Below are 25524 nucleotides of genomic sequence, written 5' to 3'. Positions count from 1 at the left end.
TCCCGACCGTCGACGCCGTCGCTCCGCGCGGCCGCCCCGTTCCCGACGCTCCGCCCGACCGTCGAGCCCGGAGCGGGTCACTCCGCATACTGAGGAGGCGCGTCGCGTCGACCGCATCGCGGGTCTCGTCGCAGGAGGGGGCGATCATGCGCCACTGGTCGGCCGCCCCCGTGCGCCGGCGCCCTCGTCGACGGGCCGGTGCGGTCCTCGCTCTGCTGGGGGCCGCGGCGCTCGCCGCCGCAGCCGTCGCGCTGTCGGACACGGCGGGAGGAGGCGGACCGGAGGTGGTGTCCTCCTCGGCCGGTGCTTCTGCGGCGTCGAGCAGTCCCGCTGCTCCCGCGCCGAGCAGCCCGCCGGCGGCCGTCGAGCCGTCCGCTCCGGGAACGGAGCCGTCCGCTCCACAAACGGAGCCGTCCGCTCCACAAACGGAGCCGTCCGCTCCGTCCCTCGCGACGCTGGCCGCTCTCCCCTCGGTCGAAGGCCCCGCCGCCGTCCCCTACGACCGCGACCTCTTCGGACAGGCGTGGTCGGACGTCGACCGCAACGGCTGCGACACCCGCAACGACGTCCTCGGCCGCGACCTGCTCGCCCCTGTGTTCAAGCCCGGCACCCGCGACTGCAAGGTCCTCACCGGCACCCTGATCGACCCCTACGACGGCACCTCGGTCGCCTTCGTCTCCGGGACCGACACTTCCCGCCTCGTACAGATCGACCACGTCGTCGCCCTCGGCTGGGCCTGGCACCACGGCGCCTGGTCGTGGACGGACGACCAGCGCCTCGCCTTCGCGAACGACCCCGCGAACCTCGTCGCCGCCTCCGAGCAGACCAACCGCGCGAAGAGCGACGCCGGCCCGGGGGAGTGGCTGCCACCGGCCGCGGAGCTGCGCTGCGGGTATGTGGAGCAGTTCGTGGAAGTGCTCAGCGAGTACGGGCTGGGGGTCGGGGCGCAGGACCGGGAGGCGGCGGAGGCGGTGCTGGCGGGGTGCGGGGAGTGAGGGGGAGAACCTCTTTCCTCTGATGGAGGGTCGTCCCGACGCCGCAACAGCGGCAGACGCGACCGCATTAGCGTCTTTCAACTCTGGCGATAGTGAGTAATGATCTTTTCCGTGACCTCTTTTCTGGGACCTATGCGGCACAAAGTTCGGCAGTTACGCAAAATGAGTAACTCTGTCGCTAACACGAGTGCACCTCGACAGAACGCGCTCCGAGCATTCCTAGTCTCGCGAGATGCCTCCCGTTACTCCCGCCACACTCTCACTTGAACTGGGCGTTTCTCAGCGTCGAATCCGAAGCCTCCTCCGCTCCTCCTACGGAACTCTTCCCGCTGAGGAATCTCGGTGGGATCTGACCGAAGAGCAGGCGGAGGCTGTCCGCTCCCGTCTGCTTCGACGAGACACCACCGAGCGTCGGTTCACCTTGGAAGTGGGCGACCAGGTCCTCCGGCGTGATATCCACCGCGCCTACGGAGGGCAGCAGCAGCAGGGGATCGTGACGCCGCGAGCGCTCCGTGAAATCTTCATCTTCACCGATCCGGCGAAGGGAGCTCGATACGGCTACGACCGGTTCGAGGGACTTCGCGAGGACGGGTCCTACTCCTACACGGGAGAAGGGCAGGTCGGTGACCAGGTTTTTCTTCGCGGCAACAAGGCTCTCCGGGACGCGGCGCAGGATGGGCGGGTGCTTCGGCTGTTCACGGTGCAGGGAACGAGCGTGACCTACATCGGTGCCTTCACGACAGGGACTCCGACCTACCGGTGGGAGATCATCCCGGACACCGAAGGGACGCAGCGACGCGGCATCATCTTCACTCTCCTGCCGCTTGCGGCGGACATCACTCGGCTGCCGACCTACGGTGGCACACAGGAGTCCGCCGCCTCGCTCGGCGACTGGACGCCTCCCGAGCACTCCGACATCGTCATCGCGGGTGCGGATGTCAGCCCTCTCGATGACCGGGTCGTCTCCCGAATCGAGTTCGAGCTGCAGTCCGACTTTGGGCTCTGGCTGACCGAGAACGGCACGCCGCCCAGTCGTCTGACGCTCCCGGTCGGCAGCTCACGGGTCGAGCCGGACCTCTACGTCCGATCGAGCGGCTGGATTGTCGAAGCCAAGAAGTCGACCGCCCGGTCCTTCGTCCGCATGGCCATCGGGCAGGTGCTCGACTATGCCCATCTTGCGCAGCGCGAGGGCTACGCGGCAGTCCCCGTCATCCTGCTTCCCGGTCGCCCGGAAGAGGACATGCTGGATCTCATCCGCAGCCTCTCGATCATCACAGCGTTCAGGTCTGACGAGGGCTTCGACCTCATCGATCCGTAGAGGAAAGAAGCCGAACGGCCGGCAGATCGGGGTGGGCCCACTCCAGTCCGGGGAGTTCGCTCGGAAGGAGCCAGAGGAGTTGGTCGTGGTCGGTGCTCTCCGTGGGGCGTGGGCCACGAACCACGGCTCGGAAGCAGTGCAACCGAATGGTGAGAGCGCCGACCTCCGTTTCGTCTGACGTCAGCTTGGGGCCGACCTCGATCTCCACGCTCAGCTCCTCACGGATCTCCCTCGCGAGGGCGCCTTCAGGTGTTTCGCCAGGTTCTCTCTTGCCGCCGGGAAATTCCCAGAGCCCGCCAGCCGCCTTGTCCGCCCGCCGACGGCAGGCGAGAATACGGCCGCGATCGCTGATGACCGCCGCAACGACGTCGAGAGTGTCCACGTGTCCATCATGCCGACACCGGTGCAACGACCGCCCTATACGCGATGGCCGTGCGCACCCCCCTCTTTGACGCCCCACCCACCCCCGTGTTAGCGTCACTCTCGGACATGTGACTGGTCGTGCAGGCAGGATCCGACGAAACGCGTAATGAGCGTCGTCGGGTCCTTTTTTTGTGCCCGGACGCCTCCTGACGCTCCGCCGGAGCACCGATGACGGTGCCGGAGGGGGGCGGGGACGGCGACGGACGGCCGGGCAGCACAGCGCAGGGAAGCGCGCGTCCCCCCACACCCGGAGGAGTACCGATGAGTACCCAGGAGAGCGCGAAGGCGATCCTCGAGCACGTCGGCGGCGCCGCCAACGTGGCGAAGCTGCAGCACTGCTCGACCCGTCTGCGGTTCGCGCTGGCGGACGACGCGAAGGCCGACGTCGAGGCGCTGAAGGCGGTGCCCGGCGTGATCGGCGTCGTCACAGGCCCGCAGACGCAGGTCATCGTCGGCAGCGGCGTCAGCGAGATGTACGCGGCGGTCGAGAAGCTGCGCGGCGGCACCACCGCATCCGCGGAGCAGGCGAAGCAGCCGCGGTCCCTCAAGCGCCTCGGCGCGACGATCATGGACTTCGTGGTCAGCGTGTTCACGCCGATCATCCCGGCCATCGCGGGCGCCGGCATCTTCAAGTCGTTCCTCGTCCTCGCCTCGGCGCTGGGCTGGCTCGACCCGGCCTCCGACAACTTCAAGCTGCTGTCCGCCATCCCGGACGCGGTGTTCGGCTTCCTGCCGTTGCTCGTCGCCTACACGAGCGCGAAGAAGCTCGACGTGAACCGGCCGCTCGCGCTCGGGCTCGTCGGCGTCCTGGTCTTCCCGGCGTTCACGACGCTGCTCAACCAGGAGGGCGGCGTCGCGCTCTTCGGCATCCCGGTGCCGGTCATCGCCTACAACGCCCAGGTGTTCCCGGCGATCCTGGCCGTGCTGCTGCTCTCGGTCGTCGAGCGCTTCTTCACGAAGCACTCGTGGGGCCCGATCCGCACGTTCTACGTGCCGCTGATGTGCCTCGTGATCGTCGCTCCGGCCACGATCTTCCTGCTCGGCCCCCTCGGCTACTGGCTCGGCTCCATGCTCACCGGCGCGATGATCGGCCTCTACGGGGCGCTCGGCTGGGTGGCCGTCGCGCTGCTGGCCGGCGTGCTCCCGCTGATCATCTCGGTCGGCATGCACAAGGCGTTCATCCCGCCGACCATCGCGACGATGGCCAGCGCGGGCAAGGACACCTTCTACCTCGCCTCCTCGCTCGCCCACAACGCGGCGGAGGCGGGCTCCAGCCTCGCGATCGCCCTGCGCACCAAGAGCGCGACCCTCCGCGCCACCGCCTTCTCGGGCGGCCTCTCGGCCCTCTTCGGGATCACCGAGCCGGCGCTCTACGGCGTCACGCTGCAGAACAAGCGCGCCCTCGTCTCCGTCATCACGGGCAGCGTGGTCGGAGGCGCCTACATCGGTGCCACCCAGGTCGCCGCGTTCGCCCTGGTCAGCCCCGGCGTCGCGAGCATCTCGATGTTCATCGACGGGCTGAACCCCTGGAACCTGCTCAACGCCGTGATCGGCCTGCTGATCTCGGTCGCCGTCTCGTTCGTCGTCTCCTTCGTCATCTGGCGCGACGACGCCTCCGCCAGCGTCCAGGCGCTCGGCGACGTGGCGGCCGCCGCCGGGAGCCCGCTCGCGCTGCAGGCGCCGCTCACCGGCTCCGTCATCCCCCTCTCGGAGGTTCCGGACCCCGTGTTCTCGGCGGGCGTGCTCGGCGAGGGGCTGGCGATCCGCCCCACCGACGGAGCCGTCCGGGCGCCGTTCGCCGGCGAGGTCATCGCGCTGCTCTCCTCCCGCCACGCCGTGGGGCTGCGCCGCGCGGACGGCGTCGAGGTGCTCATCCACGTCGGCATCGACACGGTGCAGCTGGACGGCGCGCCGTTCGAGGCGCACGTCGCGGTCGGCGACCGGGTCGAGGCCGGGCAGCTGCTCCTCATCGCCGACCTGGCCGCGATCACCGCGGCCGGCTACGACACCACGACCCCGGTGCTCGTGACCAACTCCGCCGAGTACACCGTGCTCGTCGAGGCCGCCGAGCGGATCACCGCCGGCGACCGGATCATGACCGTGACGCAGAGAGAGAAGGAGCTCGCCGATGGCGCTTCCTGACGGATTCCGATGGGGCGGCGCCCTCGCCGCCAACCAGGTCGAGGGCGCGTGGCGCGAGGGCGGGCGCGGCCCGGCGGTCAGCGACGTCGCCTCCTACAAGCCGAAGGCGGACCCGAAGGAGTACGCGATCCACCACCGCAACACGGTGGAGAGCATCACGGCGGCGATGTCCGACGACGACACCGAGTACTACCCCAAGCGCCGCGGCATCGACTTCTACCACCGCTACCCCGGCGACCTCGCGCTGTTCGCCGAGATGGGCTTCACCACCCTCCGCGTCTCGATCGCCTGGACCCGCCTCTACCCGACGGGGGAGGAGGCGGAGCCGCTCGAGGAGGGCATCGCCTACTACCTCGCCCTCTTCACCGAGATGCGGCGCCTCGGGATCGAGCCGCTGGTCACGCTCTCGCACTACGACCCGCCGCTCGCGCTCGCGCTGAAGCACAACGGCTGGGTCGACCGCCGCACGATCGGGCTGTTCGAGCGCTTCGCCCGCACCTGCTTCGAGCGCTTCGGCCACCTCGTCGACATGTGGCTGACCTTCAACGAGATCGACGGCATCATCCGCCACCCGTTCACCTCGGGCGGGATCATCGAGGAGACCGTCGAGGGCAGCGTGGAGCAGGCCTGCTACACGGCTCTGCACCACCAGTTCGTCGCCTCCGCCTCGGTCACGAGGACGCTGAAGGAGCTGTGGCCCGAGTCGCGGATGGGCTGCATGCTCACGATGCTGACCACCTACCCCAACACCTGCCACCCCGACGACGTCGCGGCGACGCAGGCGAAGGAGCGGATGCTCTACCTCTGCACCGACGTCCAGGCGGGCGGCGCCTACCCGCGCCTGGCGCTGCGGGCGCTCGAGAGCCGCGGAGTCGAGATCCCGTTCGAGGCGGGCGACGTCGAGCTGCTGCGCGAGCACCCCGTCGACTTCATCTCGTTCAGCTACTACATGTCGATGACGGAGTCCGTGCGCCCCGACGCCGAGCGCACCCCCGGCAACACGGTCCTCGGCGTCAAGAACCCGTTCCTCGAGTCGAGCGAGTGGGGCTGGCAGATCGACCCCGTCGGGCTGCGGATCTCGCTGATCGACCTCTACGACCGCTACGGCAAGCCGCTGTTCATCGTCGAGAACGGGCTCGGGATGCGCGACGAGCTGACCGAGGACGGCCGGGTCCACGACCCGTACCGGATCGACTACTTCCGCGCGCACTTCGAGCAGATGATCCAGGCGGTGGACGAGGGCGTGGAGCTGCTCGGCTACGTGAGCTGGGCGCCGATCGACCTGATCAGCGCCTCCAGCTCGCAGATCTCGAAGCGCTACGGGTTCGTCTACGTCGACATGGACGACCTCGGCCACGGCAGCACCGAGCGCTACCGGAAGGACTCGTTCTTCTGGTACCAGAAGGTCATCGCCTCCAACGGCGCGGATCTGGGATGATCCTCCTCTGCCCGGAGGCGCCGTCCGGCTCTCCGGGCAGAGGCCCCGCCACCCCCACCCCAGCCCTGACGCGGCCGTCGACGGAGACACGCATGCAGACCATCAAGAAGGTGCTCAACTCGAGCGTCGTCCTCGTCGTCGACGAGCGCGGCGTCGAGCGCGTGCTCCTGGGCAGGGGGATCGGCTTCGGAGCGAAGGCCGGCGAGGCGATCGAGCCCTCGAGCGTCGACCAGGTGTTCGTGGCGCTGGACGACTCGGACCAGCGCAACCTCGTCGAGCTCCTGGCCCAGATCCCGCCGGAGTTCGTCGAGCTCACCCGCGCGGTCGTCGCCGACGCGGAGGAGCAGGGGCTGAAGCTCGACCCGCACGTGTACCTCGCGCTCACCGACCACCTGCACTTCGCGGTGGAGCGGCAGCGGCGCGGGCTCTCGGTCGCCAACCGGCTGGCCTGGGAGATGCGGACGGTCTACCCCGTGCAGTACGCGGTGGGGGAGCGGGCGGTCGAGCGGATGCGCGAGCGCCTGGACGTGGAGCTGCCCGCCGACGAGGCCGCGAACGTCGCGTTCCACCTCGCCAACGCGGAGCTCGGCAAGGTCGGGATCGACTCGCTCCGGATCGTGCAGCTCATCCGCTCGGTGACCGCGATCATCCAGCACTCCAGTGGAGCCGCGCTCGACCGCGACGACCTCCGCTCCGCCCGCTTCGTGGCGCACCTGCAGTACTTCGCCGAGCGCTTCTTCTCGGGCGGCCTGCTCGAGAGCGAGGACGACTTCCTCTTCACCAGCCTCAGCGCCCGCTACCCGCGCGCGATCGCCTCCGCCGAGCGGGTCCGCTCCTTCGTGGCGGCCGAGTACCAGGCCGCCCTGCCCAACGAGGAGGTCGCCTTCCTGGCCCTCCACATCGCGCGCGCCGCTCCGGAGTAGCGCGCTGACCCCGGAGAACCGCATGCACCGCACCACCTCCGCCCGCCCGACGACGCCCGCGAGCGCGCGCCCGTGACCGGCACGATCCACCTCGTCCGCCACGCCGAGACCCTCTTCAACGTCGCCGGCCAGCTGCAGGGCTGGTGCGACTCGCCGCTGACCGAGCGCGGCGAGCGCCAGGCGGCGGCCCTCGGCGAGCGGATGCGCGGCGTGCCGCTCGTCGCGGCGTTCACGAGCGACCTCACCCGCACCCGCACCACGGCGGCGGCGGCGCTCGCCGGGCACCCGTCGCTCGAGGCCGAGCCGATGGTCGAGCTCCGCGAGTGGCACTTCGGCGCCTTCGAGGGGCAGCCGAACGCCTCGCTCTGGGAGCCGGTGTTCGCCGACCACGGCTACTCCTACGTGCCCGCCTCCGCCGACTGGCCGCGGATGACCGACGCCGGTCTCGACTCGGTGCTCGACGCGATCCACCGCCACGACCCCTCCGGCCGGGCCGACAGCGGTGCCACCGTGCGCGCCCGCGTGGAGGCCGCGATCGCGCGGTTCGCGCCGGCGGCCGAGCACGGGGACGTGCTGGTCGTGACGCACGGAGCGGTGCTCGGGAGCATCCTCCGCGCGCTCGACCCCGCGCACCGGCCGCAGCGGGGCTACCCGAACTGCGCGGTCGTGTCGGTGACGGACGGCGTCATCGGCGAGGTCGACGGGAGCTGCGCGACGGCCTGACCCCGCCCCTCCTCCTCCACGGACGCCCCTGTGCGCTCCGGTCGCCGACCGGACGAGCACGGGGGCGTCCGTCGTGCTCGGGACGCAGGCGGCCCGCACCCGGGCCGCCCCCGGACCTGCACGCGCGGCCGCCTCGGGACCTGCACGTCCGGTGATGCGGGACCTGCACTTTCGGCCACCTCGGCGCTGTACCGAAGTACAGGAGCCCGTCGCGAGAGCGTCCGTAGCGTCTGAGGAGTCAAGAGAAACGACTTCGAGGAGATGACATGCGAGGGCTTCAGCTCAGCGGCGTGAGCCGTGCATTCGACGGCCACCGGGTCCTGCACGACGTGGACCTGTCCGTGGGCCGCGGCGAGATCGTCGGCTTCATCGGCGGCAACGGCGCCGGCAAGACCACGACGATGCGGCTGATCCTGGGCCTGCTCACCCCCGACACGGGGACCATCACCTGGGACGGCGCGCCGATCACCGCCGAGGACCGCCGCTCGATCGGCTACATGCCGGAGGAGCGCGGCCTCTACCCGCAGATGCGGGTCCGCGAGCAGGTGATCCACTTCGCTCTGCTCGAGGGGCACGACGCCCGGGGAGCCCGTGAGACCGCCGAGGAGGTGATCGACGCGCTGGGCCTGGCCGAGCGGGCCGACACGCTGGTGCAGGACCTCTCGCTCGGCAACCAGCAGCGCGTGCAGCTGGCCGTGTCCCTGGTGGGCGATCCGTCGCTCCTGGTGCTGGACGAGCCCTTCTCGGGGCTCGACCCGGTCGCCGTGGAGACGATGGCCGGCCTGATCCGGCAGCAGTCCGCCCGCGGCGTCGGCGTGCTCTTCTCCTCCCACCAGCTCGACCTGGTCGAGCGCCTCTGCGACACCGTCTGCGTGCTCGACTCCGGCCGTGTGACCGCGAGCGGAGCGGTGGCCGAGCTGCAGGACGACGGCCGCAGCCGCTGGCAGCTGCAGTTCTCCCGCCCCCTGGACGACCTGCTCGTCGCCGAGCTCGGCGTCACACCGGGACTGTCGGCCGAGCCGGTCCCCGGTGAGCCGGAGTCGCTGCTCGTCTCGATCGAGGGCAGCGGCCGGGACGTCCCCGAGCAGGTGCTCGCGACCCTCACCCGCCACGGCGGCCTCCGGAGCATCCGCACCGAGCAGCGCTCGCTGACCGAGCTGCTGTCCGAGCGGCTCACCGCCGCCTCCACCCCTGCGGCCGAGCGCCGCCTCGAGATCCAAGGAGCAGGACGATGACCACCACGCACCCCCGCGCCGCCCACGCCCCGACCGCCGAGAGCTCCGCTCCTCCGACGCCGGCCCGGGGAGCCGCGACGATCGTCCGCCGCGAGATCCTGACCCGCACCGGGAACCGCACGATCCTCACCGCGACCCTCGCGCTGGCCGCGATCGCCGGCCTCGGCGCCGGGATCGGCGGCTGGTTCCTGGTCGACGCGACGAGGGAGGCGGGGACCGTGGTCCTCGACACCCGGATCCTGTTCGCGACCGCGATGATCAGCGCCCTGCTCGCCGCGATGGTCTACTCCTCGTCGAGTCTGGCCTCGGGGGTGGTCGAGGAGAAGTCGTCCCGGATCGTCGAGATCCTGCTGACGAAGATCGGCGTCGCCCCGCTGCTCGCCGGGAAGATGATCGGCGTCGGCCTGGTGACCCTGGCCCAGCTGCTCGTGATCGGCGGCGCCGTCGTCGGCGGGTTCAGCGTGGTCGGCGGGTGGTCGGTCCTCGAGATCGAGCTCGGCCCGAGCCTGGTCTGGTTCCTCGTCTGGTTCCTGCAGGGCTACGTGCTCTTCGCGCTCCTCAGCACCCTGCTCGCCTCGACCGTGTCGAGGCAGGAGGACCTGGGCACCGCCGCCATGCCGCTCTCCGTCGTGCAGATGGCGCTGCTGATCATCGCGCTCTACGTGGTGCCGGCGAACCTCGACGAGGCCTGGGTGCACGCGCTCTCCTTCGTCCCCCTCTTCTCCTCCTACCTGATGCCGATGCGCTTCGGCCTCGACTCGGTCGGCACCCCCGAGATGGTGATCGCCGCCGTCGTCGCCGCGATCACGGTGCCGCTGCTGTTCCGCCTGGTCGTCCGCGTCTACCGCAACAACGCGCTCCGCACCGGCTCCCGCGTCTCGCTCCGCGCCTCCCTCAAGGCCGCCGACGCCTCCTAGGCCCGGCTCCCGATATCCACCACCACCACCCCTCGGAAGGACACCACCATGACCACCTCGCGCACCGCCTCGACCCGCCCCTCGCCCCTCAAGAAGCTGCTCGTCAACACCGCCCTCCTCGTCGGGGGAGCGGGCGGCGCCTACCTCGTCGTCACCTACCTCTTCTGATCCGCTCGACCGACCGAAGGACACGATCGTGACTCTCCTCGCGACTCCCGGGCTCCGCCCCGCGACCCCCGGGCACCGCCCCGCGGATCCGGCGGCCCTCCGGGCGGCGGCCTCGACCGAGCGGCTGCTCGGCGGCGGACGCCACCGCGTCGCCGCGATCGACCGCCCCGCCTTCGCCGGCCGGAACGCGTCGTGGACGATGACCCTCGACGACGGCGCCCGCGTCTTCGTCAAGCACGTCTCGCCCCGGACGGCGGGCCCCGCGGCCTTCCGCCGCTCCAGGGACTTCGCCGGCTTCGCCGCCCGGAGCCCCGAGCACGCCCCGGCCGGACCCCGCCTGCTGGCGGCCGACGAGGACGACTCCCTGCTGGTGTTCGAGCACTGCCCCGGCACCAGCCTGGCCCTCCTGCTCGTGGAGGAGCGCGTCCCCGCGGACTTCCCCGAACAGGCCGGCCGGCTCCTGGCCCGGCTGCACGCCGGCCCGGTGGCGGGCCTCACCGCGACCTCGCACCCCAGCCCTCCCGTCGAGATGCTGCGCGTCGGCATCCCGCACACCCGCTACGTCGACCTCACCCTCGCCGAGCTCGCCTTCTGGGGCGACCTGCAGCACGACGAGCAGCTCGTCTCGGCCACGGAGGATCTCCGCGAGTGGGAGAGCGGCAACCGCACGGCCCCGATCCACGGCGACCTCCGCCTCGACCAGTTCCACCTCCGCGACGGGCGCCTCCAGCTGCTCGACTGGGAGGAGTTCGGGATCGGGGATCCGGCCCGCGACCTCGGCACGCTGGCGGGGGAGTGGATCCACCGCGCGGTGCTCGACACCGTGACCACCCGGGAGGGCGCCTCCGCTCCTCCCCTCGCCTTCGACACCGCGGCCGCGGACGCCCGCATCGCGGAGCGGATGGCGGCACTGGTCCCGAGGATCCGGCGGATGTGGCTCGCCTACGCCGCCGAGACCGCCGGCGCGGACGACGCCCTCGCCGTCCGCGCCACCGCCCACCTGGGCTGGCACCTCGTCGACCGCACCCTCGCCCGGGCCTCGATGGTCTCCCGCCTCCCCGGGATCGAGCGGGCCGCCGCCGGCATCGGCCGCCGCGTCCTGCTCGCCCCCTCCGCCTACTCCACCGCCCTCGGATTCGACAGGAGCCCGCGATGACCGCCCTCACCACCCGCTCCGTCCTCGACGAGGCCGTGATCAGCGTCGACGCCGCCCGGCTGCGGGCCGAGGTCGACGGGACCGTGATCGAGGCCACCGGGCCGATCGAGCTGCGGGCCCGACTCGCCGCCACCCTCTACACCCACCTGCACCTCCGGAACCCGCTGCTCGGCGAGACCGCCGGAGGCGACGGCCAGGACCTCGCCCCCCGGCTGATCGACGCGATCCCGCACCGCACGGTCCTGCAGCCCGCTCCCTCCGGGGTGCTCGGCTCCGCCACTGTGCAGGGGGAGGAGCGCCGGGTCGTCGAGCTGGGCCGCGTCCGGGTCCTCGTGCCCGAGGTCGATCTCGTCCGCTCCGCCGACGGGGCCGTCGCCGGCGTCCGGCTGCCGAGCTGGCGCACCCGCACCACTCCCGGCTACCTCCTCGCCCTCGGCCCGATGGGACTCGATCCCGCCGACCGGGTCGTGCGCCTCTCGCTCGTCGCCGACTCGGCGGAGGACGCGCTCGCCCTGTGGGGCCCGCTCCTGGAGGCGCTCGCCGCCTCCGGAGCCCGCCACCAGGCCAAGGCGCTCTCGGACCCGCGGGCCTTCCCCCGCTCCGACGCCCTCGTCGTCTACCTGCCCGCCGACTCCGCCGACGACGTCGCCCGGAGGGTCACTCCGCTGCTCGATGCCCGGCCCTCGCCCCGCACCGCCGTCTCGGCCTTCGCCGAGAGGCTCGCCGACGGCCTCGCCTACGCCGAGGACCCGGCCGACGAGCGCTCCTCCTACCGCGGACTGAGCTTCGGCCAGCACCGCTCCCGCGTCCTCGCCGAAGCGCTCCTGCGCTCCTCGGCCGAGACGATCCCCGCCGCCGACGCCTGGGCCGACGCCGCCCGCGCCGCGCGCATCGACCCGGACCGCCCGGGACTCACCGCCCGCTAGGGCCCCACGAACCTCCCCTCGATCCCGAGGGGACCACCACCTCAGCCCGAGGTACTCCACGAAAGGGACACATCATGACCACCATCTCCACCGACGCCCAGTCCGCCGACCTCACCGCCCTCGCGGGAGCGCACGACACCTTCGCCACCGTCGACGAGCTCGGCTCGGACGCCGCGACCGAGGCGCCCGCCACCACGCCCCTGTGCGTCGGCATCATCGTCGGCGCCACCCTCGGCGCGGGCTGCTGACCCGGCCCTCCTCCCGCCCGGGTGCTCCCGCAGCACCCGCTCCCCGGCCCTCCGGCCGGACCACCCGCACCACTCCCCGCACGACCCGGCGGATCCGCCGCCACCACTCATCCAAGGAGAACACCATGTCGACCATCACCGCCCAGACCGTCCAGTCCGCCGACCTCGCCGAGCTCGCCACCGCCCACGACACCTTCACCGCCGCCGACGAGATCGGCACCGACGCCGCCTCCGAGGCGCCCGCCACCACCCCGTTCTGCGCCGGCGTCATCATCGGCGTCACCCTCACCGCAGGGTGCTGACGGGCACGGGGCGACCGGTCCTCGACCGCGTCGCCCCGGCCCCTCCCGGGCGCGTGCCGTCCGCTCGCGCCGTCCGCCCATCCCCGTCCGCCCTTTCCGCGGGCACGGTCCGCCCATCCCCGTCCGCCCTTTCCGCGGGCACGGTCCGCCCGTCCGCCGCCGTCCTCACCGCCGGCCGCGACCCGATCCGCCCTCCCGCCCGCCGCCCTCTGAGGAGACCGCCATGACCACCCCGCCCGGTGCGCAGAGCGCCGCACTCTCCGACCTCTCGCTCGGCCGCTTCGGCTACTCCCGGGTGGCCCTCGTCCTGACCGGCTCCGCCATGACCCAGGTCATGCCCTACTGGATCCAGTGGGCGCGCGCCGCCGCTCCGGCGACCGAGTTCCGCGTGCTCGTCCGCGACTCGGCCTACCGCTTCACCACCCGGCACAACCTGGAGTCGCGACTGCGCGGCCGGATCCAGGACGACCGCTGGGACGACGAGATCGTCGTCGCCCACGTCGACCTCGCCGAGTGGGCCGACCTCATCCTGATCTACCCGGCCACCCTCGACTACGCCTCGCGCCTCGCGCACGGCATCACCGACTCCCCGTCGCTGCTCGCGGCCCTCACGACGGAGGCGCCGGTGTGCATCGCTCCGTCGCTGCCGCCGCGGGCGCTCGGCAACCCGGTCGTCGAGTCCACCCTCGCGCTGCTGCGCGAGCCGGCCAACTTCACCGTCATCGACCCCGTGCCCGGGCCGAGCGAGTCCAGCGACACGGCGCTCGCCTGGGTGCCGCCCGCGTTCCCCGCGGTGCTGCGCCACCTGGAGTCGCTGCGCACGGCACCGGCGGCCGCGGAGGAGGCGAGGTCGGCGTGAGCACCACCGCCCCTCCGCGGGCCCTCGTCACCGGGCTGCTCGTCACCGAGCTCTCGGAAGGACCCGACGGGACCACCGTCTGGACCCGCCGCCTCGGAGAGCAGGCGCCGCTGCCGTTCTCGCCGGTGCCCGTCCGCCTCGCAGCGCCCGATCCCCGGATCGTGCCGGGAGGCGCCGACCCGTCGATCCGCCGCTACCGCACCACCGCCCGCGCCCTGCTGCCCGCGCTCCTCCACGAGCTGTCGGAGGAGGCGCTCGTCTCCGTCGGCCGCGAGTGGAAGGGCGCGCTGGACGCGCTCCACGGCGCCCGGCCCGCCGGGGAGCCGCTCCCTCCGCGTCCGCTGCAGCGCGCCCGCGGCTGGCTCGCCGGTGGCTGGGCGCCCGCCGCCGAGGAGCTCGGCGCCGGCGGTCTCCTCGAGCTCGCCGACTGGGCGGAGGCGGTCGTCGCCTCGCCGGCCGCGGTCGTGGTCCACGGCCACCCCGGCCTCGCCCACCTCGTCGTCGGCGGGACCCGCGTCGCTCTGCTCACGGGCGAGGACGTCGGGCTCGCCGACCCGGTCTGGGACGCCGCCTGGGTGCTCGGGGAGCTCGCAGAGCTGCACGCCTTCCACCCCGCGCTCCGCCCGGCCCTCGACGCGCTCCGCCGCGGACTCTCGCTCGAGGAGGACCACGACGCCGAGCTGCTGCGCGTCGGCACCGCGTTCCGGCTGGCCCAGCACGCCGTCGACTGGCACCGCTCCGGGGGCGCCAGCAGCGATCAGGCGCGGCTGCTGCTGCGCCTGTCCGCCGCACAGCTGGGGGAGCGGGCGGAATGAGCGCCCGCGACGTCCCGACCCTGTCCGCCGCCCTGCCCTCCGGCGCCCGCGCGCTCGTCGTGCACCGGCCGGAGGTCCGCAACGACTCGGTCGCCCTCGCCGTGCCCGCCGGTATGCGCCACGAGCGCGACGGCGAGGAGGGGATGCTGCACCTGATCGAGCACCTCGTCTACCAGGACAGCGAGGGGGTCGCCGGTCTCGTCCGGCAGACCCGCGTCGCCGAGAGCGGCGGCGTCCTCGGCGGTCACACCCACCTCGACTACTCCGAGTTCTTCGAGACGGGCTCTCCCGGGTCGGCCGCCGTGATCGCGGAGCGGCTCGTCGAGCAGGTCTTCCGCCCCGCCTTCCTGCCGGAGCAGATCGCGGAGCAGATCCGCGCGGTCGCCTCTGAGCGGGCCGCGCGCCTCGCCCCCGCTCCGGGCGGCGTGCTGCCGTGGCCGCACCTGACCGCCCGCTACTGGGCCGACGCCCCCAACGCGCACGACGGCAGCGGCGACCTCGACCTCGAGGGCCGCGCGACCGAGCCCGTCCTGCGCGCGTTGCACCGGCGCCACTACAGCCCGGCCGGCTCCGTGCTGGTCGGCGTCACGGCCGACGACCCCGCCCGGCTCCTGGACCGCCTGGTCGCGGCCCTCGCGGAGGCGCCCGATCGCGCGGCAGGACCGGTCGCCGTCCCACCTGGGACGGCCCGCCCCGAGTACCGCGCCGAGCCCGCCGCCCGCCGGCTCGCCGCGACCGCCGCCGCGCCGTCGACCCGCGTCTCCGACGAGCTGCTCGGCGACCTGATCGCCGCCGAGGCGCTCGCTGCGCAGGCCGGACTCGACGCGAGCGCCGGACTCTTCGGCCCGGGCGACACCGTCGCCGACGACCTCTTCGTGCTGGTCGACGACACCGCCGTGCCCGTCGATCCGTGGCACCGCCTCCGCGCCCTCGCGGTGAGCGACGACTCCGCCCTCGAGCACGCCCGGCATCGCGCGGTGCTGCGTGCGGAGCGGCTGGTGCACGACGACGAGCGTCTGGCCCGCACCGTCGCCCGGGATGCCCTGCTGCGCGGTGCGCCCGGCTTCGCGGGCGAGCTCGTCGACTCCCTCGCCGCGCGGCCGCCGCGCCCGCTGCTCGCGGACGCCGCGGCCCGCCTGGCCGAGCAGCCCTTCGCCGCACTGGGCGTTCCCGCCGCCTCCACCCCTCCAGGAAGGAGGAGCCCATGACCGCCGCACCCCCGCTCGCCGTCGTCGACGAGCGCTCCCGCTTCGCCGTCGTCGCCCTCGGCTGGCGCGACCCGGCCGGAGACGACGGGCCCGACCGCGCTGCCCGCCTCCGCTCGGCCGTTCCCCCCGGAGCGGTCTCGCTCGCATGGACGGCGACGGCCGGGGCGCAGAGCCTCACCGCGGTGCTCCCTCCGGAGGGCGCCGCGGCCTGGACCGCCCTGACGCTCGAGCGCGCCCAGGGAGCCGGGGATCCGGTGCTCGCCGTGGTCGGGCCCGAACGCGCCGTCTGCGAGACGTCCCGGCCCGTCTCCGTGCCCGCCGCGGCTCCGCTGCCGAGCGCTCTGCACCAGTCCCGCGAGCAGGGCTACGAGAGCACGATCGTCACCGGCGCGGACCCGTCCGGCGAGGTCGGCCACGCCGCGACATTCCTGGCGCTGTGCCGCCTCACCGCGGGGGCCGAACCGCTCGTCCCCGCCGCACTGCGCTCCGCCGGCGGCGATGCGGTCGCCCAGGTCGCGCGGGGCCTGCGCTCGAGCCGCCCCTCCCTCACCTGGCAGGTCGTCTCCCCGGCCGGCCAGGGCATCCCGACCCTCGAGACCGTGCTGCGCACCGTCCTCGACGGCCGCGCCGCGCACGGGGAGGGAGCACGCGCCGCGCACGCGTTCGCGCGGGCGAACCTCCTCCGCGCCTGGCGGTCGCCCGAGACGCTCGCGCGCACCCTGGTGGAGTACGAGGTGATGGGCTGGGGCGGCGCCCTGGTGCTCGATCCGGAGCCGGCGCTCGCCGCGGTCGACGAGAGTGCGCTCGAGCGGGCGGTCGCGGGGCTCGTGCGGCCCGTCGCCGACGTGGTCGGCTGGGGCTGAATCCGGCGGGCTCGATCAGCTCCGGCCGGGACGCGTCCCCAGGTCGACGAGCCCGTGCTCGATCGCCGAGACCAGGATCTGCACCCGGTCGCGCACGCCCAGCTTCTCCATCACCTTCACGAACCGCGCCTTCACGGTCGACTCGGTGACGAACAGCTCCTGCGCCATCTCGCGGTTGCTCATCCCGCGGGCGAGCAGGCGGATCACCTCGAGCTCCTTCTCGGTGAGCGCCTCGAGCAGATCGGGGTCCGGCACCGTCTCCGCCGGCACCGACTCCTCGAGCCCCTTCACCACGTGGCGCGTGACCTCGGCGGAGAGCACGGACTCGCCCGCGAGCACCGCGTGCACCGCCGCGATGATCTCCCGCGGCTTCGTGTCCTTGACCAGGTAGCCGGAGGCGCCCGCGCGGAGCAGGTCGACGACGTAGCGGTCCGTGGTGAACGTGCTGAGCCCGAGGATCGCGATGCCCGGGTGCTCGGCGTGGATCCGCTCGGTCGCAGCGACGCCGTTCATGACCGGCATCTGCATGTCCATCAGGATCAGGTCGGGCTGGAGCGTCGCCGCCTGCTGCACCGCGATCCTCCCGTCGGAGGCCTCGCCCACCACCTCGATCGCCGGGTCCTGAGAGAGGTAGTCGCGGAGGATCTCGCGGGTCATCGATTCGTCGTCCACCAGCAGCACGCGGGTCATCGCTCTCGTCCTTCGTCGGTCGCCCCCGCGACGAGCGCACCGGACGCCCGGCCCTCGAGGGGGATGGTCATGGTCGTGGTCCAGCGGCCGCCGCGGGCTCCCGCGTCCAGCCGCCCGCCGAAGACGGCGCAGCGGGCAGACATCGCCTCGATCCCGAGGTGCGAGGAGACGATCGGAGCCGCGGAGGCGATCGCGTTGGAGGAGCTCAGCTGCACCTCGCCCTCCGACACCTCGAGCCGGAGCTGCACCTCACCGGCGGTGTCGCCGTGCTTGAGCACGTTCGTGCCCAGCTCCCGGACCGTGCGCCGCAGCACCTGGCGGAGGCTCGCGGGCACCTGCGCCACGGAGCCCGCCACGTCGAGGCGGACCCGGAAGCCCGCGCGCTCGATCGCGTCGGCGACGTTCCGCACGTCGTGGACGAAGCCGACAGCGGTGGTCGTGGCGCCCGAGACCTCCGGGGTCCCGAGCAGGTCGGAGTCGCCGCGGGCGGGAGCGCCTGCCTCGTCCTCGTCCTGGAGGAGCGTCACGAGGCTCCGCAGATCCTGCAGCGCCTGCTGCGCCGCGTCGCCGATGCTCTCGAGGATGCGCTCGGTCTTGGCCGGGTCCTCGACCGAGGTCGCGCGGCGGGCCTGCATGGCGATGATGGTGACCTCGTGCGCGACGATGTCGTGCAGCTCGTGCGCGAGCCGGGTCCGCTCCTCGTTGCGGATCCGCGCCTGCTCCTCCTGGATGCGGTCGGCCCGGCGCTCGCTCCGCTCGCTGCGGCCCCGGAAGGCGTTCAGGCCCAGCCCGGCGGTGCCGCCGAAGAGGACGAACGCGCCCAGGACGTAGACGGCCGTGCCCATGGCGCGGTCGACGAGCAGCACCGCGGGCAGGAGGACGAGGGTGCCGAGCACGAAGACGAGCCCCGCGCGCCAGGGGAGGAGGAAGGTGACGAAGCCGACCACCACGATGGTCGGGAAGATCAGCGCCGCGAGCAGCAGCGGCGGGGCGCCGAGCATCAGGACGACGGCGTAGACGAGGTAGAGCGAGACCGCCGCGGGGATCGCGCCGGCGAGCAGCGCCAGGAGCGGCAGGTAGGGGAGCGCCAGCTCGATCCAGCCGCGGACCGACGTGAGGTCGACGCTGCCGCCCATCAGGTCGATGACGACGAGGAGCGTGAAGGAGCCGAGGAGGAGGGACCGGGTGATCCAGCCGCCGGGCAGCGTCCGCACGTCGTTCGTCCACCGCGTCGTCCCCACCACGGGACCAGGGTACCGAAGCCTTCTCCGAGCCCCGTCGGCCTTCCGTACAAGGGCGGACTGGTCTTTCGTACAGGAGCGGTGCGACGGGGCGTCGCCATGCTGGTGGAGCGGTCGAGCCGATCGCACCCCTCGATCACAGGAGAACGACCATGGCCCCGATCCTCGCCGCCGCCGCACTCGCCCTCGGAGCCGTCCTCGCTCCCGCCGCTGCTCCTGCCGCCGCTCCCGTGCAGGCCGCCTCGTCCGCCGGCGTGCAGACGGTCGCCGCCTCCTACGAGTTGCCGAAGGTGCAGAAGCCGGGCGGCATGGAGTCGATCCAGGACCGCGGCGCCCTCTGCAACCTCTTCGGGATGTGCTGAGCGCAGCTCTCGGACCGGGTCAGCCCTTCAGCGGGTCGTTGCCCCAGTTCATCAGGGAGTAGCGCCACTTCGTCTCGGTGACATCGCCCGAGGGACGCTGCTTCGCGTGCCGGTGCACGTAGCCGACGACCTTCGTCATGTGGGCGTAGTCGTCGTCGCTCAGGTCGGCCTGCTTCGTGCCGAGCAGGTCGACGATGCGGCGCCCGCTCTCGTGGCCGACGGACTCGCCGCCGCCCTCCGGCTTCTGGCCGACCTCCTTCGACTCGTCGGTGCCGAGCCACTCCTCGAGCTCCTTCGCGGTCATGTTCACGGCGTCGTGGAACTCGTCGCGGGTCGTCCGCTTCTCGTCGTCGGTGGGCATCGCGGGGCTCCTCGGGTCGGTCGGTCCGGGTCGGTCGTTGACCTCCAGCGGAGCGTGTCGGAGGGGGAGAGGTCAAGCCCCGTGCGCGGTTCCAGGGCGCGCGTAGCGTCGGAGGAGTCCGCACCAGCCGACCACCGCCGACGTCCGCCGCCGGCAGAGAAGAGGCCCACATGCCCTCCCGCAACACCCTCGTCCGCAGTCTCCACGACCTCGGAGCCGCCGCCTGGTTCGGCGGCTCGCTCATGGGCGCCGTCGGCCTGAACGGCGCCGCGTCCACCTCGTCCGACCCGGCGGAGCGCCTCCGCCTCTCCTCGAACGGCTGGGCCCGCTGGACCCCTGTGCAGCTCGCCGCGATCGCCGCCCACGGCGTCGGCGGCATCGGACTCGTTCTCGCCAACAAGACCCGCCTGGCCAACCAGCAGGAGAGCCGCACGAACACCGTCGTCAAGACCGTCGTGACCGGGCTCGCCGGTGCCGCCTCGGTGATCGCCGCGGTCGCCGGAGCGACGCAGGCCAAGCACGCCGACGAGGGCGCCCCCGGCGTGACCGAGGCGTCGGAGCACAACTCACAGGAGCTGACCACGGCCCTCCGCGTGCAGAAGGTCACCCAGTGGGCCATCCCCGTGCTGACCGCCGTCATCATCGTCCTCGGCGCCCAGCAGGGCGAGCAGCAGCGCCCCGTGAAGGGCCTCTTCGAGACCACGGCGCGGATGTTCCGCAAGTAGTCCCCGCGCTCGCGCGCAGACCGTCGGCTGAGAGTGCCCGCCGTCCCCCGAGGGTGGAGGGCGGCTGCTCTCGGCCGACGTTCTGCGTGCGGGGTCCGGCTAGCGGCGCGAGGGCCGGCGGCGGACGGTCAGCGCGAGGGCTCCCGCTTGCGAACACGTCGCCTGGTCGGCGTCGGAGCCCTCGGTCCCCTTTTCGACCGTCTCCGGGAACACGCGCCCACCGATCGCTGCCTCTCGATCAGGCGCTACGCTCCGGCATCCCGCTGCTCCTTCTCGGACGTCAGAGCGTCGATCCCGTTCTCGTGCCCGACACAGCTGGCGACCGTGTCCGGATCGATGCCCAGCGCGTAGCGGACCTCTTGTCCGGCGCTCTGCTGTTCAGTCGTGGCCTCAGGGAACGTCGAGTAATAGGCGTCACTGAAATCGGCCGAGTTGGCCATCGTGTTGAGAGTGGACATCTCGGCGATGTAGGAGCCGCGGATCGTCGCGATCTGCTCGGAGACATCGCTCGGCCAGTGGTAGTACGAGTCGTCCAGGAGCGTGAGTGTCCGTCTTGTCAGATCGAGCCGAGCAGACGCAGCGGCGTGCACGCCGGAAGGGTCCGGGTCGCCACCGTTCAGAAGCTCGTCCTCGCCGGATGAGAAGGCGTCGCTCAGATTCTTGATCGCGATGTTGTTGGGGCAGACGAGGTCGAGATAACGGGACGCCGCTTGTGCGGTGTCGAGCTCGACGAACGCAGGTGTCGCGGGCGCCGCAGGTGCAGGGGTCGTCGACTCGGCCGGAGCTGCTGCGGGCGCGGAAGCCGTGCAGGCAGTCAGGAGGAGCATTGCCGCACTGAGAGCTGCAGGGAAAAGGGCTTTACGCACGGCGGCTACTCCGGGGTCGCCGAGCAGAGCGCCGACGCGAAGGCCCCGGTGCTGGTCTGCTCGGCGATGACCTCGCCGTCGAGGGTGATTCGGCAGCTGATCTCGCCTTCGTCATCGCTGCCGTTCGAGGCGGTCAGCGTGAAGCTCTGGAAGGTGAAGTCGCCTCCGGTCTGGACTTGCAGCTCCTTCGTGAAGGGGAGCGCCTGACCGGTGGCCTGCTCGGAGCCGGAGGTTCCTCCGTCGTAGGTCGACCAAGTGATGGAGGCCGCGGTAGCCGAGCCGGTGACCTCATAGACGAGCGTCCGCGGCACGGCAGCGGCCTCGGAGCTCTCGGCCTGCGCGGTGGCGATCGCGTTCGAGACGCCGCTCGCGAATCCGGCCGTGTAGACGATGGCGAGAATGATCGAGAGGACAAGCGCGATCACGTTGAGGACGGTGCCGGCGATGGCCGTGCCGCGAGAGCGGCCCTTGAGGAAGAGGCCGATGATGCCGAGGACGAGTCCGATGAAGGCGAGGAAGCCCGAGGCGTAGTTGACGATCGGGATAAGGGCGCCGATGAGCGCGAGGATTCCGATTATGAGGGAGGCGAGGCCCAGCCCGTTGCCGGTCTTCTTCGGAGCGGAGGGGGCGGAGCCGGGGAATACGGCGGGGTTGAACTCGGTCATCTGCGGAGTATGTCAGAGGCTGACAGGCAGCTGAGAATCCAGAGAGCGGTATTGCTTAGAGATGCCGTCCCGCCTGTGTTGACCCGGCTATCTCTACATAGGTAGCCTCAATCCCGTGCAGCCACTCCCTCGCCTCACGTCCGCCACCGCGGACGTCCTCCGGACCCTCCTCGACGCCGACGGCCCGACCTGGGGCATGGTCGTGATCAAGGCCACCGGGCGACCGGCGGGCAGCGTCTACCCGATCCTGGAGCGGCTCGAGGGAGCGGGCTGGGTGGTCTCGGAGTGGGAGGCCGCGAGCGAGCGGAGCGGCCCGCGTCGCCGGCTCTACGAGCTGACCGCGGAGGGCGCCCCGGCAGCCCGGGCCGCCGTCGAGCGGATGAGGTCGACCGCGCGGACGGCGCCGCGAGCGGCGGAGGCGACCGCGTGAGCGCGCTCCTGCGGCTCCTGTCGCTGTTGCTGCCCCCGCTCGCCCGCGAGCGCTACCTCGAGGAGTGGCGGGCGGACCTGGCCGGGGCCGCCGAGCTGGGACTGCCCCGGCGCGGCGTCGTCCTCGGAGCGCTCGCCCTGCTGGTGAGCGTCGACCGCGACCTGCCCGCGCACACCGGCGAGGCGCGGGGCACGCTCCCGCGCCGCCTCGCCCGCCGAGGACTCGCGCTCTTCGCCGCGGCGGCGCTGATGCTGAGCGGCATCGCGCTGACCGGCGGCGGGATCGTCCCCGAGCCGGGTGCCGCCTCCGACACCGCCCTTGCGGCCGTCGGCGCCGTGCAGACCGCGGTGCTCGTCGCCGCCGTCGCGGTCGCGGTCCTCGGCGCGGTCCACCTCCTCGGCGCTGCGGCGTCGGCCCGCACGGTGCTCGCGCGGATCTCCCTGGTCGCCGCCGTCGTCGGCCCGGTGCTCACCGCGGCCGGCCTCCTCCTCCCCGGACCCCTCGCCCTCGTCGGCCTGCCCGTCTCCCTCGCCGGACTCGTCTGCGGGGCGATCGTCCTCGGCGGCTCGAGGACCATCGCCCTCGCACCGCGGACGGCGACCCGCGCTCAGCGCCTCCCCGTCGCCCTCGCGGGCCTCGCGCTCGTGGCGGGCGTCACGGTGGTGGGTGCCGTGGATCTGCTGGTCTGGAATCCGCAGGCGAAGGTCCCCGGCGTGGCCCTGGCGGAGATCTACGCGACCATGTCCGAGCGCGACGGCTTCGAGTTCGGCTCCCACGCGATCTGGGTCACCGGGTGGGCCGCGTTCTGGACGGCCGCCGCGATCGTCGTGACGGTCGGCGCCCTCGTCGGCCGGAGGTCGCCGCTCACTCCGCGGCGGATCGCGGTGCTCATGCTGGCCCTGGTCGCCGGCGCCGTCGTCTTCCGCTTCTTCGCCGGGTTCGGCTTCGGGATGTCGGTCGCCGACACCTTCGTCACCTCCGGCGGCGACGGCTCCCTGGTCTCGGCGATCCTGCCGCCGCTCGGACAGCTCGCGCTCGCCGGCGCCGCGATCGCGGTGGGCTGGGCGCCCCGGGTCGCCCGGCCGGCGGCGGCCTCCGCGGCCTGACAGTGCTCGTGCGGGCGGAGACTTTCGCCCTGGCGGCTCGGGATCCGCGAGAACGGGACTGCCTGCCGACGTACTTCCCTTCGTGGTGAACACGAACGGCCCGTTCCGGCGCGGCCGAGCGGCCGCCGGCCTACTCCAGTCGCCGCAGGAAGCGGGCCGGCTGGTCGAGGAAGCCGCGCCAGGTCCGCACCAGGTCGAGGTCGTCGTAGCGGCAGGGGCGCAGGCCCGTCTCGTCGAGCTCGTAGAGGTCGGCTCCGGGGAGGGCCGCGAGGATCGGCGAGTGCGTGGACAGAACGACCTGTGAGCCGCCGGCGACCAGATCGCGCAGCTGCCCGATCAGGGCGAGGCAGCCCGACACCGAGAGGGCCGACTCCGGCTCGTCGAGGAGCCACAGCCCGCTGATCCGGGAGCGGTTCGCCACGATGTCGAGGAACGACTCTCCGTGGCTCCGCTCGTGGTACCCGCCGTCGATCCCCACCTCCTCCAGGTAGCTGAAGAAGCCGTGCATCGTCTCGGCGCGGAGGAAGAAGCCGCGCTTGGACGCCCCGGCCCCGCGGATCAGCTGGAGGTGCTCGGCCAGGTCCGACTCCGAGGCGCGGGAGGAGTGCATCGCACCCGTGGATCCGCCCTCCGCGTTCAGCCCGTAGGCGAAGGCGACCGCCTCGAGCAGCGTCGACTTGCCCGAGCCGTTCTCGCCGGTGATCACCGTCACCTGGCCGAGATCCCAGCCCTCGGCCAGCACCTGCCGCACGGGCGCGAGCGTCGCGGGCCAGCGCGAGAGGTCGGCGGGGTGCTCGGGTCGGGCCTGCACGCGGCGCACCGGGAGGGTCGAGAACACCCGGTCAGTCAAGCAGGTCGACGCTCCAGCCGGCCTCGGCCAGCGCGCGGGCCGTGTCGGCGCGGGGGGAGTAGGGGAGGTCGTCGGCGCCGACCACGCGGTAGTCGGTGTCGCCGGGGCCGACCCAGAGGACGGAGTCGGACGGGCCGGCCCGGTGCAGCGCGGCGCGGACGGCGTCGGCCGGCTCCGCTATCTCGAGCACCTCGCAGCGCTCGACGCGGCGGGCGCCGTCGACCAGGGCGCGACGGATCCGCGCGGGGTCCTCGAAGCGCGGGTGGTGGTCGGTGACGATCACCAGGTCGGCGCGCTCGGCGGCGGCCCGGCCCATCGGCGCGCGCTTGCTCGGGTCGCGGTCGCCGTCGGCGCCGAGGAGGACGAGCACGCGGCCGGGCGTCACCTCGCGGAGGGCGTCGACGGTGCGCGCGACCGAGTCGGGCGTGTGCGAGAAGTCGAGGAAGACCCGCGGCCCGTCGGCGCCGGACACGAGCAGCGTCCGCCCGGGCACGGTGACGTCGATCCCGGAGCCGACCGCCGCGGCCACCCGGTCGCGCGCGTGGCCCGCCTCGATCAGCATCACCAGCGCGAGGGCCGCGTTCGAGGCCATGTGGCGGCCGAGGAGCGGGACGGAGGTGGTCGTCGACCAGCCGTCGCGGGCGGTGAGCCGGAAGCGGGTGCGGTCGACCGCGGTCTCGAGCACGTCGATCCGCCAGTCGGCTCCGTCCCCGGCGGAGAGCGTCACGACCGGGACGGAGGCCTCGCGGGCGACCCGGCGCCCGCCTCGGTGTCGACGACCACGACGCCGCGCCGGCTCCGCTCGGGCGTGAACAGGCGCTGCTTGGCGCGGAGGTACTCGTCCAGGTCGCCGAAGTCGTCGAGGTGGTCGTGGCTGAGGTTGGTGAACCCGGCGACGTCGAGCACGATCCCCTCCATCCGCGAGCGCACGAGCGCCTGGGCGCTGACCTCGATCGCCGCCGCCTCGACGCCGTCCTCTGCCATCCGGGCGAGGAGCGCGTGCAGCTCGGAGGCCTCGGGCGTGGTGAGGCGGCTGGCGACGACGTGGTCGGCGCTGCGGCGCTCGGCGGTGGAGCTCAGCCCCGAGACGACGCCCAGCTGCCGGAGCACCGCGTCGAGGAGGTGCACGGTGCTGGTCTTGCCGTTGGTGCCGGTCACGCCGAGGAGCACCGGTCCGCTCCTCGTGCCGTACACCTGCGCGGCGACCGGGCCGAGGGCGGTGCGGGGGTCGTCGCTGAGGAGGACGGGCAGTCCGGAGGCGCGCGCCTCGTCGAGCCCGCCCGCGTCGGTGAGCACGGCGACCGCTCCTGCCGCCGCCGCGTCGGCCGCGAACCGGGCCCCGTGGCTCCTCCTCCCAGGGAGCGCGGCGAAGAGGGCGCCGGGGCCCGCTTCGGTGTGCGCGACGGTCACCGCGGTGATGCGGACGTCGGAGCCGTCGCCGTGGAGGCGGAGCCGATCGCTCGCGAGGTCGGCGAGCGCGACACCGGCGGCGTGGAGCGGTTCGAGGAGCCGGAACACCGGCATGCGGGCCTCCTGCGGGGCGGGCGGGGCGGCGTCGCCGAGGGCCCG

29 protein-coding genes are annotated in these 25524 nt (G+C 72.8%); 20 read left to right on the top strand and 9 right to left on the bottom strand.

Annotated features, from left to right (window positions below):
- Positions 1-146: 146 nt before the first annotated feature.
- Both C5C54_RS02655 and C5C54_RS02650 read left to right on the top strand, forming a co-directional pair.
- Positions 147-995 carry an HNH endonuclease family protein gene (locus C5C54_RS02655; protein ID WP_104287724.1) on the top strand — a complete coding sequence of 283 codons (849 nt, stop codon included), beginning with the start codon at positions 147-149 and terminating at the stop codon, positions 993-995.
- Between the two features lie 427 nt (positions 996-1422).
- Positions 1423-2313 carry a hypothetical protein gene (locus C5C54_RS02650; RefSeq protein WP_258063190.1) on the top strand — a complete coding sequence of 297 codons (891 nt, stop codon included), beginning with the start codon at positions 1423-1425 and terminating at the stop codon, positions 2311-2313.
- Here C5C54_RS02650 and C5C54_RS02645 read toward each other — a convergent pair.
- Positions 2300-2695 (bottom strand): (deoxy)nucleoside triphosphate pyrophosphohydrolase, encoded by a 396-nt coding sequence (locus C5C54_RS02645; RefSeq protein ID WP_104287723.1) that lies wholly within the window; start codon positions 2693-2695, stop codon positions 2300-2302. The genes C5C54_RS02650 and C5C54_RS02645 overlap by 14 nt on opposite strands.
- Before the next feature lie 302 nt (positions 2696-2997).
- Between C5C54_RS02645 and C5C54_RS02640 the strand changes: the two genes are divergently transcribed.
- The 14 genes from C5C54_RS02640 (at position 2998) to C5C54_RS02585 (ending at position 16659) form a co-directional block, all read left to right on the top strand.
- Positions 2998-4878 (top strand): beta-glucoside-specific PTS transporter subunit IIABC, encoded by a 1881-nt coding sequence (locus C5C54_RS02640; RefSeq protein ID WP_104287722.1) that lies wholly within the window; start codon positions 2998-3000, stop codon positions 4876-4878.
- Positions 4865-6316 carry a glycoside hydrolase family 1 protein gene (locus C5C54_RS02635; RefSeq protein WP_104256263.1) on the top strand — a complete coding sequence of 484 codons (1452 nt, stop codon included), beginning with the start codon at positions 4865-4867 and terminating at the stop codon, positions 6314-6316. Before C5C54_RS02640 ends, C5C54_RS02635 begins: the two co-directional genes overlap by 14 nt.
- A gap of 92 nt (positions 6317-6408) precedes the next feature.
- Positions 6409-7239: a PRD domain-containing protein gene (locus C5C54_RS02630; RefSeq protein ID WP_104225973.1), complete on the top strand. Its 831-nt coding sequence runs from the start codon at positions 6409-6411 to the stop codon at positions 7237-7239.
- Positions 7240-7311: 72 nt separating this feature from the next.
- On the top strand, positions 7312-7962 hold the full coding sequence (locus C5C54_RS02625; RefSeq protein WP_104225972.1) for a histidine phosphatase family protein: 651 nt from the start codon (positions 7312-7314) through the stop codon (positions 7960-7962).
- A gap of 266 nt (positions 7963-8228) precedes the next feature.
- Positions 8229-9197, top strand: a complete 969-nt coding sequence (locus tag C5C54_RS02620; protein ID WP_104287721.1) for an ABC transporter ATP-binding protein — start codon at positions 8229-8231, stop codon at positions 9195-9197.
- Entirely contained in the window at positions 9194-10114 is a 921-nt protein-coding gene (locus C5C54_RS02615) for an ABC transporter permease (protein ID WP_104246979.1), read from the top strand. Before C5C54_RS02620 ends, C5C54_RS02615 begins: the two co-directional genes overlap by 4 nt.
- Positions 10115-10310: 196 nt before the next feature.
- On the top strand, positions 10311-11438 hold the full coding sequence (gene lxmK, locus C5C54_RS02610) for a class V lanthionine synthetase subunit LxmK (RefSeq protein WP_258059357.1): 1128 nt from the start codon (positions 10311-10313) through the stop codon (positions 11436-11438).
- On the top strand, positions 11435-12364 hold the full coding sequence (locus C5C54_RS02605; RefSeq protein ID WP_104287720.1) for a T3SS effector HopA1 family protein: 930 nt from the start codon (positions 11435-11437) through the stop codon (positions 12362-12364). Before lxmK ends, C5C54_RS02605 begins: the two co-directional genes overlap by 4 nt.
- Positions 12365-12438: 74 nt before the next feature.
- Positions 12439-12612: a hypothetical protein gene (locus C5C54_RS17835; RefSeq protein ID WP_181027122.1), complete on the top strand. Its 174-nt coding sequence runs from the start codon at positions 12439-12441 to the stop codon at positions 12610-12612.
- Between the two features lie 125 nt (positions 12613-12737).
- Positions 12738-12914, top strand: coding sequence for a hypothetical protein (locus C5C54_RS17830; protein ID WP_181027123.1), 177 nt, complete (start codon positions 12738-12740; stop codon positions 12912-12914).
- Positions 12915-13137: 223 nt separating this feature from the next.
- Positions 13138-13773, top strand: a complete 636-nt coding sequence (locus tag C5C54_RS02600) for a flavoprotein (protein WP_104225100.1) — start codon at positions 13138-13140, stop codon at positions 13771-13773.
- Positions 13770-14588 carry a hypothetical protein gene (locus C5C54_RS02595; protein WP_104225968.1) on the top strand — a complete coding sequence of 273 codons (819 nt, stop codon included), beginning with the start codon at positions 13770-13772 and terminating at the stop codon, positions 14586-14588. The genes C5C54_RS02600 and C5C54_RS02595 overlap by 4 nt, the downstream gene beginning before the upstream one ends.
- A complete protein-coding gene (locus tag C5C54_RS02590; RefSeq protein WP_104246981.1) occupies positions 14585-15796 on the top strand; it encodes a pitrilysin family protein in 1212 nt (403 codons plus the stop codon). The genes C5C54_RS02595 and C5C54_RS02590 overlap by 4 nt, the downstream gene beginning before the upstream one ends.
- On the top strand, positions 15793-16659 hold the full coding sequence (locus C5C54_RS02585; RefSeq protein ID WP_104225097.1) for a hypothetical protein: 867 nt from the start codon (positions 15793-15795) through the stop codon (positions 16657-16659). Before C5C54_RS02590 ends, C5C54_RS02585 begins: the two co-directional genes overlap by 4 nt.
- Positions 16660-16674: 15 nt before the next feature.
- Here the strand turns inward: C5C54_RS02585 and C5C54_RS02580 are convergent, their stop codons facing one another.
- Entirely contained in the window at positions 16675-17349 is a 675-nt protein-coding gene (locus C5C54_RS02580) for a response regulator transcription factor (protein ID WP_104225096.1), read from the bottom strand.
- A complete protein-coding gene (locus C5C54_RS02575; protein ID WP_258063189.1) occupies positions 17346-18593 on the bottom strand; it encodes a sensor histidine kinase in 1248 nt (415 codons plus the stop codon). The genes C5C54_RS02580 and C5C54_RS02575 overlap by 4 nt, the downstream gene beginning before the upstream one ends.
- A 149-nt stretch (positions 18594-18742) precedes the next feature.
- Here C5C54_RS02575 and C5C54_RS02570 point away from each other — a divergent pair, with 149 nt between their 5' ends.
- A complete protein-coding gene (locus tag C5C54_RS02570; RefSeq protein ID WP_104225965.1) occupies positions 18743-18952 on the top strand; it encodes a hypothetical protein in 210 nt (69 codons plus the stop codon).
- A gap of 19 nt (positions 18953-18971) precedes the next feature.
- On the opposite strand, the gene C5C54_RS02565 is transcribed toward C5C54_RS02570, so the two are convergent.
- Positions 18972-19313, bottom strand: a complete 342-nt coding sequence (locus C5C54_RS02565; protein ID WP_104246984.1) for a DUF3140 domain-containing protein — start codon at positions 19311-19313, stop codon at positions 18972-18974.
- A 170-nt stretch (positions 19314-19483) separates the two neighbouring features.
- Here C5C54_RS02565 and C5C54_RS02560 point away from each other — a divergent pair, with 170 nt between their 5' ends.
- Positions 19484-20038, top strand: a complete 555-nt coding sequence (locus C5C54_RS02560) for a hypothetical protein (protein WP_104225963.1) — start codon at positions 19484-19486, stop codon at positions 20036-20038.
- A 245-nt stretch (positions 20039-20283) separates the two neighbouring features.
- On the opposite strand, the gene C5C54_RS02555 is transcribed toward C5C54_RS02560, so the two are convergent.
- Positions 20284-20865, bottom strand: a complete 582-nt coding sequence (locus C5C54_RS02555; protein WP_104257117.1) for a hypothetical protein — start codon at positions 20863-20865, stop codon at positions 20284-20286.
- 44 nt (positions 20866-20909) lie between these two features.
- On the bottom strand, positions 20910-21569 hold the full coding sequence (locus C5C54_RS02550; RefSeq protein ID WP_104261034.1) for an MmpS family transport accessory protein: 660 nt from the start codon (positions 21567-21569) through the stop codon (positions 20910-20912).
- 115 nt (positions 21570-21684) lie between these two features.
- Here C5C54_RS02550 and C5C54_RS02545 point away from each other — a divergent pair, with 115 nt between their 5' ends.
- The gene (locus C5C54_RS02545) at positions 21685-21999 is read left to right on the top strand and encodes a PadR family transcriptional regulator (protein WP_104249735.1); all 315 of its coding nucleotides are present in this window, start codon (positions 21685-21687) and stop codon (positions 21997-21999) included.
- Entirely contained in the window at positions 21996-23105 is a 1110-nt protein-coding gene (locus C5C54_RS02540) for a hypothetical protein (RefSeq protein ID WP_104225091.1), read from the top strand. The genes C5C54_RS02545 and C5C54_RS02540 overlap by 4 nt, the downstream gene beginning before the upstream one ends.
- 130 nt (positions 23106-23235) lie before the next feature.
- Here the strand turns inward: C5C54_RS02540 and C5C54_RS02535 are convergent, their stop codons facing one another.
- The 3 genes from C5C54_RS02535 to C5C54_RS18190 are packed head-to-tail and all read right to left on the bottom strand — an operon-like array spanning position 23236 to position 25479.
- Complete coding sequence (locus C5C54_RS02535) at positions 23236-23943, bottom strand: AAA family ATPase (RefSeq protein ID WP_258063188.1); 708 nt, start codon at positions 23941-23943, stop codon at positions 23236-23238.
- 4 nt (positions 23944-23947) lie between these two features.
- Positions 23948-24682, bottom strand: a complete 735-nt coding sequence (locus C5C54_RS18195; RefSeq protein WP_258063187.1) for a glutamate ligase domain-containing protein — start codon at positions 24680-24682, stop codon at positions 23948-23950.
- Complete coding sequence (locus C5C54_RS18190; RefSeq protein ID WP_258063186.1) at positions 24679-25479, bottom strand: Mur ligase family protein; 801 nt, start codon at positions 25477-25479, stop codon at positions 24679-24681. Before C5C54_RS18190 ends, C5C54_RS18195 begins: the two co-directional genes overlap by 4 nt.
- Between the last annotated feature and the right edge of the window lie 45 nt (positions 25480-25524).

The organism is Rathayibacter sp. AY1F2, assembly GCF_002930885.1.
Taxonomy (GTDB): Bacteria; Actinomycetota; Actinomycetes; order Actinomycetales; family Microbacteriaceae; genus Rathayibacter.
Note: the sequence above shows the minus strand (reverse complement) of the source record. Positions and strands in the feature narration are given on the sequence as shown.

Bases quoted from the DNA above. Each gene is read 5' to 3' on its own strand.
- C5C54_RS18190 (WP_258063186.1), bottom strand. From the start codon at position 25,479: ATGCCGGTGTTCCGGCTCCTCGAACCGCTCCACGCCGCCGGTGTCGCG.
- C5C54_RS02630 (WP_104225973.1), top strand. From the start codon at position 6,409: ATGCAGACCATCAAGAAGGTGCTCAACTCGAGCGTCGTCCTCGTCGTC.
- C5C54_RS02605 (WP_104287720.1), top strand. From the start codon at position 11,435: ATGACCGCCCTCACCACCCGCTCCGTCCTCGACGAGGCCGTGATCAGC.
- C5C54_RS02580 (WP_104225096.1), bottom strand. From the start codon at position 17,349: ATGACCCGCGTGCTGCTGGTGGACGACGAATCGATGACCCGCGAGATC.
- C5C54_RS02635 (WP_104256263.1), top strand. From the start codon at position 4,865: ATGGCGCTTCCTGACGGATTCCGATGGGGCGGCGCCCTCGCCGCCAAC.
- C5C54_RS02600 (WP_104225100.1), top strand. From the start codon at position 13,138: ATGACCACCCCGCCCGGTGCGCAGAGCGCCGCACTCTCCGACCTCTCG.
- C5C54_RS17830 (WP_181027123.1), top strand. From the start codon at position 12,738: ATGTCGACCATCACCGCCCAGACCGTCCAGTCCGCCGACCTCGCCGAG.
- C5C54_RS02550 (WP_104261034.1), bottom strand. From the start codon at position 21,569: ATGACCGAGTTCAACCCCGCCGTATTCCCCGGCTCCGCCCCCTCCGCT.
- C5C54_RS02585 (WP_104225097.1), top strand. From the start codon at position 15,793: ATGACCGCCGCACCCCCGCTCGCCGTCGTCGACGAGCGCTCCCGCTTC.
- C5C54_RS02640 (WP_104287722.1), top strand. From the start codon at position 2,998: ATGAGTACCCAGGAGAGCGCGAAGGCGATCCTCGAGCACGTCGGCGGC.
- C5C54_RS17835 (WP_181027122.1), top strand. From the start codon at position 12,439: ATGACCACCATCTCCACCGACGCCCAGTCCGCCGACCTCACCGCCCTC.
- C5C54_RS02560 (WP_104225963.1), top strand. From the start codon at position 19,484: ATGCCCTCCCGCAACACCCTCGTCCGCAGTCTCCACGACCTCGGAGCC.
- C5C54_RS02590 (WP_104246981.1), top strand. From the start codon at position 14,585: ATGAGCGCCCGCGACGTCCCGACCCTGTCCGCCGCCCTGCCCTCCGGC.
- C5C54_RS02615 (WP_104246979.1), top strand. From the start codon at position 9,194: ATGACCACCACGCACCCCCGCGCCGCCCACGCCCCGACCGCCGAGAGC.
- C5C54_RS02555 (WP_104257117.1), bottom strand. From the start codon at position 20,865: ATGCTCCTCCTGACTGCCTGCACGGCTTCCGCGCCCGCAGCAGCTCCG.
- C5C54_RS02620 (WP_104287721.1), top strand. From the start codon at position 8,229: ATGCGAGGGCTTCAGCTCAGCGGCGTGAGCCGTGCATTCGACGGCCAC.
- C5C54_RS02655 (WP_104287724.1), top strand. From the start codon at position 147: ATGCGCCACTGGTCGGCCGCCCCCGTGCGCCGGCGCCCTCGTCGACGG.
- C5C54_RS02565 (WP_104246984.1), bottom strand. From the start codon at position 19,313: ATGCCCACCGACGACGAGAAGCGGACGACCCGCGACGAGTTCCACGAC.
- C5C54_RS02570 (WP_104225965.1), top strand. From the start codon at position 18,743: ATGGCCCCGATCCTCGCCGCCGCCGCACTCGCCCTCGGAGCCGTCCTC.